We start from the raw sequence: 13,916 nt of genomic DNA, 5'->3' as shown, positions 1-13,916 counted from the left end.
GCGGACCATCAGGCAGCATAACATTACGTTCGTAAACTGCACACCGAGTGCGTTCCAGCCGCTTGTGGATTTTGATGCCCAGTATGAATCTCTACAAACTTTGCGCTGCGTGTATCTCGGCGGGGAACCGTTAAAACCTGCGTTCCTGGCACCGTGGCTCCAATCGGGCAGCTGCAACGCGCGGATCATCAACTCTTACGGGCCGGCCGAATGCACCGATGTCGCTGCGTCCTACCGGATCGACAGCCGCGAAATCGGGCAGCTCTCGACCGTGCCGGTGGGCAGGCCCATCCGCAATGCCAAAGTGTATGTGCTGGACAAGAACAGACAGCCCGTACCGATCGGAGCACTGGGAGAGTTCTACATCGGAGGTGCCGGTGTATCGGCAGGCTACTTTAACCGTCCGGAACTGACGGCGGACAGATTTGTTCCGGTGAAGGTGGACGGGCAGGAGCCGCAGCTGCTGTACCGCACCGGTGATGTTGGAAAGTGGCTGCCCGATGGCAACCTTGAATTTCTGGGCCGTGCCGACCACCAAGTCAAAATTCGCGGGTTCCGGATCGAACTGAGCGAAATTGAAACTCAAATGCTGCAGCACGAGAACATGAAAGAAGTAATCGTAGCGGCCAAAGGGGACGAGAATGACCCTTACCTCTGCGCGTACATCGTTGCAGACCGCGAGCTCCCGGGAGCAGAGCTGAAAGCCTACTTATCGGAGTATCTTCCGGACTACATGGTCCCGCCCTACTATGTACAGATGGACAAGCTTCCGTTAACGCCGAACGGGAAGGTCGACCGGAACGCCTTGCCGGATCCGGATAAAACGGCGCAAGCCGGCGTGCAATACGCCGCACCAACCAACGAGACCGAAGCCAAGCTGTTGGATATTTTCCAGCAAGTGCTGAACGTGCAGGGCATCGGTACCCGTCATGATTTCTTCGAACTGGGCGGACATTCACTGCTCGTTATGCGTTTGGTTTTACGCATTCAGGAGACTTTCAACGTGGAAGTTTCTGTCCGGGATGTCTTTTCTCACTCAATGACGGAATCTCTTGCACGTTTGATCGGCTCAAAGGTGCAAACTTCTGATTTAGCGCCTGCTCTGTTACCGATTCAAAGGACGGAGCCGGACACGGTCATATTTCCGCTTTCCTATGCACAGCAAAGACTTTGGTTCCTGGATCAGCTTCACCCCGGTTCCAGCAACTACAACATGGTCGGAGCCTACAAATTAACCGGCGAGGTTAATTCGGCCCGGCTGAAAGCCGTCTTTAACGAAATTGCGCGCCGGCATGCGGTCCTGCGGACGACGTTTGGTGTTCGGGAGGGGATTCCGTATCAGTATGTCAGTGCGGAAGCGCGCATTGATTTCCGCAGCATGCAGATACCGGACGACCAAGAAATGAGTGCCTCGATTCAGGATGAGGCGAAGGTCGGATTCGATCTGGCACATGGACCATTGCTGCGTGTGATTTTAATGAGGAAGGAAAGCGATCTATCAGAACATGTCTTGGTTGTCAACATGCATCACATTATCTCGGACGGATGGTCGTTGAACGTGCTGGTGCGTGAGTTCGGGGAGTTGTGGAAACTTAGCGGGGAGCCTGAAGGGGATTTTTCGCAGTTCCCGCAGCCGGCGGTGCAGTACGGAGATTATTCGGTCTGGCAGCGCGATCTGTTCGAATCGGGATGCCTGAACGAGCAGATGGCTTATTGGAAACGGCAATTGAGCGGCCATAAAGGCATCCTGGAATTGCCGACGGACAAAATACGCTCCACTTCCGGCGTCGGCCGGGCCGCAGAAGTTCCGATCCGTATTGCGGAAAGCGAATTGAAGCTGCTGAAACAATTGGCTCAGACGAACGGCTGTACCCTCTATATGGTGCTGTTGGCGGCCTACGCGGTCGTCATACAGCGATATTCTGGCGAGGACGATATCGTCATAGGCACAGCGGTGGCTAACCGGAGCCGTTCCGAGCTGGAGGGGCTGATCGGATTCTTCGCAAATACACTGGCGCTTCGCATTGATCTTTCTGAGGATCTCCGGTTGTCCGAGTATTTGGAACGCGTGAAAAATATTGTCTTGAACGGATTTTCCAATGGAGATGTGCCATTTGATGTGGTGCTGGATGAAGTCAATCCGCCGCGTCTGCCGGGGACCCATCCCTTGTTCCAAATGATGTTCATCCTGCAAACCGCATCCCCGGCTGCGATCTCACTGGAAGGACTTGAGATAACTCCGGTTCATATGCCATTGGATGAATCCAAGTTTGACCTGTTCCTGAATCTTGAGGAGGTACGCGGGGAACTCGTGGGACAGCTTGAGTTCAATGAAGACCTCTTCCATGCGGAACAAATCCGCAGGCTAGGGGTATACCTCACCTCATTATTGGATGCCTGGGTGAAAAATACAGACGGGAAGCTGTCTGAAATGAAAGCGCCGATTCCAGCGGTGAGCCAGGTAAAGCCTGTGCTTTCACCGCAAGACCTGCGGGGTCTCTTGAATAAATTAACCAGTGGAAGGAGTGGATAGCGATGGGGATTCAGTCCTATCAAAAAGAAACAGCCTATCAAGAGATCAGAAGTCTTTTAGCTGAAAGACTCTCCCTGTCTGAATTTGAAGTACCGGAAGAACTGATTGAGCAGACCTACGAGGCCCTACGGTTGGAAGAAGAATGGGCTTCCGCCGAGGAGATGATCTTGGAGCAGTTCGAAATACAAGCTCTCGCGAATCCGGAGCAAATAGCTGTGCTTTGGGGACAGGAAGCAGCCACATATGAACAAATCCGTGCCGGTATGCATCGTGTAGCTAACTCCCTGCTTCAACAGCTAATGGAACCAAACGTCCGGGTCGGCGTGTATGTGACAAATCCCCTTCAGCGTCTTTGGGCGATCTTAGGGGTCATGAGAGCAGGGGCGGTTGTCATAACCGCAGATCCTTATGAACAGCCTGCGAAAGTAAGAACCCGATTTGAGCAGATGGGCGTCTCCGGCGTGGTTTGTGAAAGCGCATGGGCGGACTCGTTTGTAACGAATGCGTGTGTAACCGTGCTAGTCGATCACTTGAAGGAGGACACAGCCCTATTCGAACTTCCGGCCTTTCCCGCGAGAGAAACCGCTGCTTACGCTACCCTTACATACGGCCGGGAAGTGGTGCGAACGCTGGCGGAGTTGACGGACAGGACGGCATCCTGGAAGGCTGCCTTTGATCTGCGGGAGGGGGAGACATATGCCCTATGGCAGGCTGACCAGGACGACGTCTGGCTGGATCATGCGCTCTGGACGTTATCAAAGGGGGCGAAGCTGCTGCTTCCCTCCCATGCGGAGACACAGGATGCACTGCTTGGCTGTCTCTCAGAGGTCCAGGCAGATGTGGCTTACTTGGATTCGCCGATTCTGGCAGCGATCTTACATGGGGAGCAGCAGATTCCCGAGGGGCTTCGTGCAATTTTGTGCGGCAGTGAACCCATACGGCAAGCGTCGCTCGATTCTCTTTTGGCTAATTGCGGTACCGATGTGTATTTCTGCTTTACTCCGGGGGGCTTGCCCTTGAATTTAACACCTGTCCAAGCACAGCCAGGCCTGAGACATGGACGGCTGTCACTTGGCATTCCCCGCCCGGGGCGCGCTGCTCTCCTCGATTCCCGGGGTCACGAAGTGGAAGAAGGCGTCGTCGGTGAGATGAGCCTGTGGGACGGCCGTCAACTGGTCGCAACCGGTTTGAGAGCGGTTCTGTCTTCCGAGGGAGATTGGCGTTGGGTGGAGAGCCAATCTAAATCGCTGGCCATAGTCGGACAACGAATCTGCGACACGAATCGAATCGCAGCCTCCTTGATGAGATATTCCGAGGTAGCTGATGCAGTTGTGTTAATAAAAATGGACCTGACCGGATGTTCCCGACCAGTCGCCTACGTGGTTTTCAAAGACGAGGGCGTCAACGCAGGCAACTTGTACGAAAAAATACAGGCAGGTATGCCGAAAGCGGAGCTTGGATTTGGGGTTGCCGCTGTTACAGCTATTCCGTTGTTGGAAAACGGATATGTCGATGAAGCGGCCTTGCTGAAGATGCCGGTTATTTCTTCGGAGCAGATTCATGCGATCGAGGAGAAGATTCGTCTGTTTCCGGGTATTTCGGCAGCTGCTACGCTCGTGGTACCCCATCGAATCGAAGCGGAACGCTTGGCCATGGCGGATATCCTTCCTAAAGCAGATGATTCGGAAGTGTTTGATCCAACCGGGCAAGCAGAGAAATCATCCGCTGCCGTGGATACAATCTCGATTGGAGGAGAAAGACCGCCCGCCTATCAAAATGGGGGAGAGCTCATCCTCTCAGATGCATTGCCGCGCGATTTATCGACTGCGTTGCAAGAGACCGCGATCCGTTTCCCGAACAAAGGGCTTACGTTTATCGAATCCGATGGGGCAGAAACATTTCTCTGCTACCCCGATCTGGTGCGTCGTGCGAAACATATCCTCGGAGGATTGCAGGAGCGCGGGTTCAAGCCGGGTGAGCGGGTTATTATCCAAATTGACAGTTTGCCCGAATATTTCTCTGCCTTTTGGGCTTGCGTGATGGGCGGCATCACACCGGCGACAGTGGCGATCGCCCCTTCGTACCTTAAAGAAAACGGAGTGGTCGCGAAAATCTATCATACTTGGAAGCTGCTCGAGAAACCGTTGATCCTTACAACGGATCGCCTCAAAAGTTCGCTGGTTCAGATGACCGGTCTTTATTCAATGGAATCTCTTGAAGTGCTGACGGTGGAGACGCTGGAAAGTGATCAAGCGGAAGGGGTTGCCCATGAGCTGCAGCCCGGCGACCTGGCCTTCTTCCAGCTGACGTCAGGCAGTACAGGCGCGCCGAAATGCATTCAAGAAGTGCATGGAAAAATCATCCGCCATATCAACGCCGCAAAGGAGTATAACGGGTATTGCTCGGAGGATGTTAGCTTGAACTGGCTCCAGCTTGATCATGTCGTACCGATCCTGACCTGCCATTTGAAAGATGTGTATCTTGGTTGTTCGCAGATCCATGTACGCACCGACTATGTGCTGACCGACCCGCTGCACTGGCTTGATTTAATCGAGGCCTATCAGGTGACCCATAGCTGGACTCCGAATTTCGGGTTCAAGCTTGTCAGCGAAGTGTTGAAAGAGAGCAATAAGAACTGGGATCTAAGCTCGTTGAAGTACCTGATGAATGCAGGGGAGCAAGTTACCTTGCCGGTCATCAAAGAATTTTTGGATGCGACTCGTGCTTTTGGTGTTGCCGAACAGGTCATGCAGCCGGCGTTTGGAATGGCGGAAGTCTGTACCTGCATGACGTTCTGCAACGATTTTTCAAGGGATGTGCATGCGGTTCATGTATTGAAGTCCTCCCTGCACGGCCACATCGAGCTCGTGGGTGAATCCCAACTCCACGATGCGCTTACCTTCGTTAGTTCCGGTCGTACCGTGCGAGGTGTGGAAATCCGGATCGTCGACGGGCACAATAAAATCTTGCCTGAAGGAGTGATCGGCCGTTTTCAGATTCGGGGCGGGGTGGTTACGCCCGGTTACCTCAACAACGCAGAAGCCAACAACGAGTCTCTCGTGGGGGATGGCTGGTTCAATACAGGCGACTTGGGATTCATTCTGAATGGCGAATTGTTCATTACAGGCCGGGAAAAAGAATTGATCATTATCTACGGCGCTAACTTTTACTGCCATGAAATCGAGGAAATCGCCGGTCAGGTCGATGGAGTGTTGCCGACATTCATAGCAGCGAGCGGTTTACAGGACCCGGGCACTGGAACGGAAAGCCTTGCTATTTTTTTTGTGGCCGACACTGAAGACTTTGCGTTACAGATACAAATTGCCCAAACGATTCGAGCCAACGTTTCTTCAAAGCTTGGCATCTCGCCAGACATTATCGTTCCTTTAGAGGAGTCCACCTTTTTAAAGACCACCAGCGGCAAGATCCAACGGGAACTGATGAAAAAGGAGCTGTTGGAGGGTCGTTACGATGAGATTCTGAAACAAATTGACTTGGCAATTGGCAATGAGAACACTTTGCCGAATTGGTTCTTCCGCAAGCAATGGGTACAGCGCCAATTGTCTGTCAGGATGGGCAATACAATCGATGATGCATTGATTCTGGGCACTCAAGATGGTGTGGGCGGCCATCTCGCTTCACTTATACGCACCAGCGGTGGAAGAGCTGTGCTTGTCGAGCCGGGTTTGGGGTTTGAAAAGCTGGGTGATCAGCATTACATAGTAAATCCGAACAAAACAGAGGAATTTGCGGCTGTTATGTCCGACTGGGGCGTCGTGCCAACGCATCTTGTTCACGCTTGGCAGTCCGATGTCGATGCTAGCTTGGAGAACGGGCTTTACAGCGTAGTTCGCCTTCTGAACGCGGTAGACCAAAACGGAGTGCGTGCATTGAATCTGCTTCTGATCACCCGCCAAGCCTGGGGGGTCTTGAGCACGGACATTTCGATCCCGGAGGCGGCTGCGATGTCCGGAATATTGAAGACAATGGAACAGGAGCGCCCCGGTTCGCAATGCCTGCATCTTGATTTTGATGCAGCGGCGCCGTCGGCTGCGGCAAAAGCGGTTTATCGAGAATTGACCGATGGCGTGCTGACTGGTGAAGTCGCCTTCCGTGACGGCCAACGGATGATTCCGAAACTCTTCCCCGTGGATCTGTCGCAAAGACAGTTGCCCTTGCCGATCAAACGAGGGGGACATTACCTGATAACCGGGGGTACTGGCGGGATAGGAAGCCTTACCGCCAAAATGTTGGTGGAGCAGTTTGACGCAAAAGTGCTATTAATTGCCCGCTCTACGAGGAACGCTTACGCAAACGTATGGAAAGGCCTCCAGCACTTACAGGACAGAGTCCTCTTTATCCAGGCAGATGTTTCGAATGTGCAGTCGTTACTTGATGCCGTCAATAAAGCGGAGGCGCATTGGCAAGCGCAGATTTCGGGGGCGTTTCATTACGCCGGCGTGTTAGAGGAAAGATTGCTGGAAGAGGAGACCCCGGATACCATTGCGCAGGTAATAGAAGGGAAAATGTTAGGGGCGAAATCCCTGCTGGACGTTTTTTGGGATCGCCCAGATTCCTTCTTGGTGCTGTCCTCCTCAGTTAATGGTACCTACGGCGGCTACCGAGCAGGAGCTTACTCTGCAGCTAATGCTTACTTGGACGAGTTACCCTCAGCAGTGGGACCATCGGGTCCGAGCGTGTACTCCGTCGCTTGGACACAGTGGGAACAGCTCGGGATGAACAAAGGTTCTATGCTCATCGAGCTTTCCAAGGCAAAGGGGTTCCAGTCCATTTTGCCGAAGCAAGGCTGGGCCTCGTTGCTCTTCGCCTTGAGCCGTACACCCGGCGCAATGATGGTAGGAGTGAATCCGGCGAAGCGTTATTCCGCTAGTCGAATGAGTATTCCTACGGAACCGGGTGATCTGCTGTGCTGCTATTATTCAGGCGAGGCGGAACCGAATGGCGTGCTGGGGGCGCTGTCGCGCAACGATCTGACAGATGCGTTCGGAGCTGTGGTTCGCTTTGATCTGAATTACCTGGAAACTCTGCCGTTAGACGAGACAGGAAAGCCTGACAAATTGGCGCTGCGGAGGCTGGCGGCTGATAAGGGAACGGTCTCGGCCAAGTTTCAAGAACCGGAATCTTCGACAGAGAAGACTCTGGCCGAGATCTGGAGGGAGATTCTGAACGTTGAGAAGATTGGGGTATCTGACAATTTCTTCGAACTAGGCGGACACTCCCTTCTGGCGACCCAGCTGACTTCAAGGATTCGTTCCAGGTTCGGGGTTGAAGTCCAGATCGACAGTCTATTCATCAACCCGACGCTGGGCGGATTAGCCGGGCACATCGAAGCGAAAATGAACGAATGTACTGAATCTGGTTCAACCATAGCATTGAACCGATATGAGCATAAACAGCAGATTCCGCTCTCGTTTGCCCAAGAGCGCCTATGGTTCCTTAACCAATTAAGCCCAGGCAATCCATTTTACAATATTCAGCAGATGATTCGCATTAAGGGAATGCTTAACTGGCGTGATGTGGAGCGGGCGTTTAAAAAGCTTGCGGAACGGCAGGCGGTGCTGCGGACCACCTTCCAGGTCGTCCATGAATCTCCGGTGCAAATCATTAATGACATGAGTCAGACAGATATCTTCGATTTGCAGTACCTCGACTTTCACGGGTACGCTCGCGAGGAAACAGAAGCCAAAGTTCAATGGCTCACGTCCGAAGAGTCAAATTGCGGATTCGATCTGGAGCGGGGACCTGTCTTTAGAAGCCGCTTGATCCGTATCGCAGAGAATGAACACATTCTGCTGTTCACGGTGCATCATATTGTCGCTGATGCCTGGTCGATCACGATCCTGATTCGCGAGTTTCTGGCGCACTACCAAGCAGCAGTGTTACCGGAACTCCCGATCGAATATGCCGATTTCTCCATCTGGCAGCGTGAATGGTTGTCGGGTGAGGAGTATGACAAACAGCTGAAGTACTGGAAAGACCACCTTAACGGGTACAGTGGTTCGCTGGAGATCAAAACCGATTTCCCCCGTCCGGTTATGCCTTCCTATAAGGGAGATAGCCTGCAGTTAAAGATTTCACAGGAACAGGTGCAGGCGCTCAGGGAACTGAGCCAGTCGATGGGCGCTACGCCTCACATGATTTTATTGTCGGTGTTCAACTTGCTGCTCAAACAATATTCTGGTGCCGAAGATCTCGTCGTCGGCATGCCGATTGCCAATCGGAATCGGATAGAAATCGAAGGATTGATCGGTTTCTTTGTTAACACATTGGCGATTCGTACAGACCTTTCGGGCGACCCGACCTTTGAACAGTTGGTTGCGAACATGAAGGACACCTTGCTGGGAGCCTATACGCATCAGGACATGCCGTTTGAAAAGCTGGTCAATGAACTGCAGCTTGACCGCCAACTGGATCGTCAGCCGCTTTGCCAAGTGATGTTTGTAATGCAGAATGTTCCGATGCAGACTCTGATGCTTGAGGGTCTTGAATTTGAGCTGATGAGCTCTCCGCATGAAATTTCGAAGTACGATCTGACACTCAGCTTCAGCGAAGCTGACGGAGAATTGCTGGGTGCCCTTGAATACAGCACGGACCTGTTCAGCCGTGAGTCAATGGAACGAATGATTGAGGTTTGGAAGCAGTTTCTTACAAACGCACTGGCGAATCCGCGTCATAAGCTCTCGGAACTGATGATCCAGGCGGAGGTGGGGGAAGAGCTGATTCAGAAATTCGGCCCGCTCATTTCCCTGCCCGGCGTGACGGATGAGGAATTTATCAACGCCCTCCAGAAATCACGTCCGTCGATCTTGAGCGTGACCACACTGACGCCTGTGCAGCGGGACCTGTATCTCGATTACCTGCGCAGCGCGGAAGGCGGGCAATATGGGCTGGCTTATTCGGTGGAGTTAGGGACTGCAGTTGATGCTGAGCGCTGGAAAGCAGCCGTTCTATCGTCCATCGAGACAACTCAGGTATTGAAAAGCAGGTATTTCACATTAAACGGAAATTTCTATCAGTGTGTGGATACTTCTATGGAAATGGACTGGCTATTCGTCGAGGGCGATGACTTCAACAGTATAGTGGCGGAATGTGTACAGCAGCCATTTGATTTGTTTGAAAATGCGGTACGCCATGTGCTGTTCAAAGATCAGGCGACAGGCGTCTATACAGCGGTGCTGGCCTGCCACCATATCGTGCTGGACGCGTACTCCGGGAATCTCTTTTTTCAGCGCGCGGCAGCAGCCTACCAAAAGGAAAGGGTTGGAGCCCAAGAAAAAATGCCGAATGTGGCGTTCCACGATTTGGTGGCCGTAAGAAATGCATGTTTTGACAACCCGGAGGCTATCGCGTTTTGGACAGATGCAGCGAAGCAAGCAGTACCTCTGGTTCAAACGGCCAGCACTCCATCAAATCCGGCAAGAAAGCCGAATCTGGAAACGGTTCGCTTAGGTGCAGCCCATTCGGAAAAGATCAGACAATATTGCCGTGAACAGGGAGTAAGTGTAGGCACGTATTTGCGAACTCTCCTCGGCGTGCTGTTGGCTCGATTCTATCAGCCTGAAAGTGACTTCGTCCTGTTCGATGTACGGGGTGGACGGAACAGTAAGGAAGCTGATGTCATTGGATGCCTGTATCAGGTTCAACCAATCGTATTCCCCAGAAGGCTTTTCGATCAAGCTGAAACGACCTTTGCAGAAATCTTGTCCGGCCTGCTGCAGGAACGCAAACGAGCGGAGGCGCACAAGAACATCTCTCTGTTCGCGCAGAGGCAGATCTTTGGAAGACAGTGCGTGCGCTTCTATACAAACTTCTATAATTTTCCTGAATTTCGCTTAGGCAATAGCCGTATGCAGTTGGCGGTTCATGAATCCTACGAGGCTGATGAAGTTCATTTTATTGTTAAAGATTCGCTGGATGGGGTGGAAATTCGGCTGGCCTTTGATGAAAGTACCTGGGCACCCAACCGGATGCTTGAACGGCTGCAATACTTATCCGAGCAGATGCTTGGCGGCTGTGATGCATGGGGTCACTTGGAAATTGCGCTTGCGGATGAAGTGAGGGCAATTACCGAGATCTGGAATCCGGCCTTAGCGTACGACGACAGCCAAGTGAGCCTGGTCGATCTATTCAATGAGCAGGCGGAACGGACACCGGATGCAATTGCCGTCCGCTGCGGCGAAGCAGAGATTCGGTACGATGAGCTGAATCGCCGGGCGAATCAGTTGGCCCGCTATTTGATCCAGAAGGGAATCGGTACGAATGGTCTTGCCGGTTTGTTCCTGAATCCATCCATCGATACGATTGTAGGCTTGGTTGGAATTCTCAAAGCAGGCGGTGCCTATCTCCCGATTGACCCGAAGTATCCGAGTGAACGGGTGGAGTTCATGATCCAAGACTCTGGCGTGAACTTATTGCTGACCGAGAGCGCATTGCGTGACCAAGTGGAATGGCCGGCCGCTGTTGAAGTGATTGCACTGGACTCTGCTTGGCCCGAAATAGAGGCTGAATCCGATGAAGAGCTTAATTTGAAGGTGCGGGCCGATCAACTGGCCTACGTCATCTATACGTCTGGTTCTACTGGTACGCCTAAAGGAGCATTGCTGGAGCATGGTAATGTTGTGCGGCTGTTCAAACGAACGGAACAATGGTACGGCTTCAACGGAGATGACGTCTGGACGTTATTCCACTCCATCGCTTTCGATTTTTCCGTCTGGGAGATCTGGGGCGCCCTGCTTCATGGCGGAAAGCTCGTAGTGGTAAATCCGCTTGTCGCGCGATCTCCTTACGACTTCCGCGAGTTGCTGCGCAAAGAGAAAGTCACTGTGCTGAATCAAACGCCTTCAGCGTTCCTGCAGCTAATTCAAGCAGACATGGCGCAGTCCGCAACGGATGACCTTGCTCTTCGCTATGTAATCTTCGGAGGGGAGGCACTGAACTACACGAGTCTTCAACCGTGGTTTAATCGTCATGGCTTTGAGCAGCCGCAACTGGTCAATATGTACGGGATTACCGAGACAACGGTACATGTTACGTACAAGCCGATCACGGAAGCAGATTTTACAGAAGGAGCAGTAAGTAATATTGGGGTGCCCATCCCTGATTTGCAAGTTTATCTCCTTGATCGATTCGGCAAATTCAGTCCGGTGGGTGCAATCGGTGAGCTGTATGTTGGCGGCCCCGGTTTGGCGCAAGGGTATTTGAACCGACCGGAGTTGACGGCGGAGCGGTTTATCGGAAATTGGATCGAGCCTCATAAGTCCAGAAAATTGTACAAAACCGGAGATATCGGGAGCTGGCTACCGACGGGAGAAATCGAGTATCTCGGCCGCGCGGACCAGCAAGTCAAGATTCGCGGTTATCGCATGGAGCTTGGGGAGATTGAAAGCCGGTTGCGCAAAGTCGATGGAATCGGAGACGTCGCTGTTGTGGCAAGGAAGAGCCAAAGCGGCGAAGACGAGCTGGTCGCCTACCTTGTTTCCAGAGCAGAGATATCGGTGAGTCAAATCAAGGTGCAGCTTCAACAAAATCTGCCTGATTATATGATACCGTCTGCCTTTGTCATGATGAAGGAACTTCCGCTCACGACAAACGGTAAACTGGACCGGAGGGCATTGCCAGCACCAATAGAACTCGACCGGCGCTCATCTTCGCGTTTCGTCCCGCCGGAAAATGAAATCCAAGCGCTGATGGTACAAGCGTGGTGCGAGGTGCTGGGCATTCAAAAGGCAGGGATCGAAGACAACTTTTACGAGCTGGGCGGGCATTCGCTGAAGCTGGTGGACCTTCAAACGAAACTGAATGCACGGCTGTCAGGAAAAGCTCGTCCGATTGGGGTGATGGAGTTGTTCCAATATCCAACGATTCGCGGATTATCCGGATTTCTTGAGTCAAGCGAAGCAGCAGAAGCCGGGAAAATAAATGAAGAAGCCGCCGTCAGCAGAGCAGAGAAAAGAAAGCAGCATGCAGCAAGACGACGAGGTTCACTTAAGTGAGGAAAATAGGATTTCAGATGTTCGGAAGGAGGAGGGATGCAAATGCTTCACAGCACGGCTTTGACTTTTAAAGTGGTAGTGAATGGTAAAGGACAGCATTCGATATGGCAACTGAACAGAAAGAATCCCGATGGCTGGACAGACGTTGGGTTTCACGGAGAACGGGAAGTTTGTCTGAACTACATTGGGATGTGTTGTGATTCCACCGAACCAGCGCTATTTAATGGGAAATTCAACGAACGTGTCAGTCAGTTGGGTTATTTTTTGAATCAGCGTCTTCCGGAACAGAGCGGTTGCGTGGGCGTGATGCTGGACGAATGGAGTGATAAGCTGCTCGCATATTCGGCGTTGCATCAAATAAATGCCAGTTATCAGGCTCAGGATGTGAAAAACCTGACAGAGCATTTGCAAATATACAGTACCGCTCTCCTTCTCACAACAAGCAGATATGTGGATGAAGTGGACCGGTTACTGTGGGAGAACGAAGCGCTCGGCGGCTATCTCCTGCTGGATGAGTATGACGCCTCCGGCAGTGAAAAACAGTCCCTTGAAAAATACATCTGGGAGTCAGTGGCGGGAGAGGCGAACGAGGAGCTGAATGCTTACGGTTGGAACAGCAGTTTTGGCGGAAAAGCGTTTAGTCTCGAAGAGATGCAGGAGTACATTAATAACTTTCAGACAAAGCTGAGGCCATATCTCACCAGGGAGTCAAAGGTGTTCGAGATCGGTTGTGGACACGGTTTGGTAATGTTTCATCTGGCACCGGAGGTGAGGGCGTACTTTGCCACCGATCTGTCTGAGACCATTATAGAACGGAACAGGAGCATTGCCGAACAGAAAGGTCTGACTCATGTAGAAATGAGACAGGCGGCAGCTTCCGAAATCAGTGGAATCGCTAAGGATGACTTTGACATCGTAGTGATGAGCAGCGTGGTCCACTATTTCCCCAACACGCTATATTTGGAAGAAGTAATACGAAGCGCGATCAGCCTGTTGAAGGATAAAGGAATTATCTATCTGGACGATTTGCTGGATCTGCGGAAGAAACGGGAATTAGCAGAGGAGACACTGGCATATCAGCAGACCTATCCGGATCATCTGGTGAAAACAAATTGGAATGAGGATTTGTTCGTAGATGAAAGCTTCTTTGAAGATTTACAACGAAAATATCCGGAGATTTGGGGGTGGGAAAGCAGCCGCAAACTAGGCAAGCTCGAAAACGAGCTGACCCGGTTCCGCTATGATGTGGTACTGAAAGTAAACAAGAAGCCTCAACAGAAGGGAGATGCTTATCCGAAAAAAGGAAGGTATACGTGGAAGGACGTAAAGAAAACTGACGCCAACCTTTGAGTAAACCTGAAAGGAAGAAA

3 protein-coding genes are annotated in these 13,916 nt (G+C 52.0%); all 3 read left to right on the top strand.

The annotated features are described in order from the left end of the window. Positions 1 to 2,533: condensation domain-containing protein (locus tag F1381_RS24985; RefSeq protein ID WP_151737535.1), on the top strand; the 2,533-nt coding region annotated here is incomplete at its 5' end. Between the two features lie 2 nt (positions 2,534 to 2,535). Then, the gene (locus F1381_RS24980; RefSeq protein WP_151737534.1) at positions 2,536 to 12,546 is read left to right on the top strand and encodes a non-ribosomal peptide synthetase; all 10,011 of its coding nucleotides are present in this window, start codon (positions 2,536 to 2,538) and stop codon (positions 12,544 to 12,546) included. 42 nt (positions 12,547 to 12,588) lie between these two features. After that, entirely contained in the window at positions 12,589 to 13,896 is a 1,308-nt protein-coding gene (locus tag F1381_RS24975) for a methyltransferase domain-containing protein (protein WP_187355558.1), read from the top strand. Positions 13,897 to 13,916 lie beyond the last annotated feature (20 nt).

The sequence above is a fragment of the Paenibacillus tengchongensis genome (assembly GCF_008973665.1).
GTDB lineage: Bacteria > Bacillota > Bacilli > Paenibacillales > Paenibacillaceae > Paenibacillus_AQ > Paenibacillus_AQ tengchongensis.
Note: the sequence above shows the minus strand (reverse complement) of the source record. Positions and strands in the feature narration are given on the sequence as shown.

What these genes read in the sequence shown, in the direction of transcription:
- F1381_RS24975 (WP_187355558.1), top strand. Translation starts at nt 12,589, where the DNA reads ATGCTTCACAGCACGGCTTTGACTTTTAAAGTGGTAGTGAATGGTAAA.
- F1381_RS24980 (WP_151737534.1), top strand. Translation starts at nt 2,536, where the DNA reads ATGGGGATTCAGTCCTATCAAAAAGAAACAGCCTATCAAGAGATCAGA.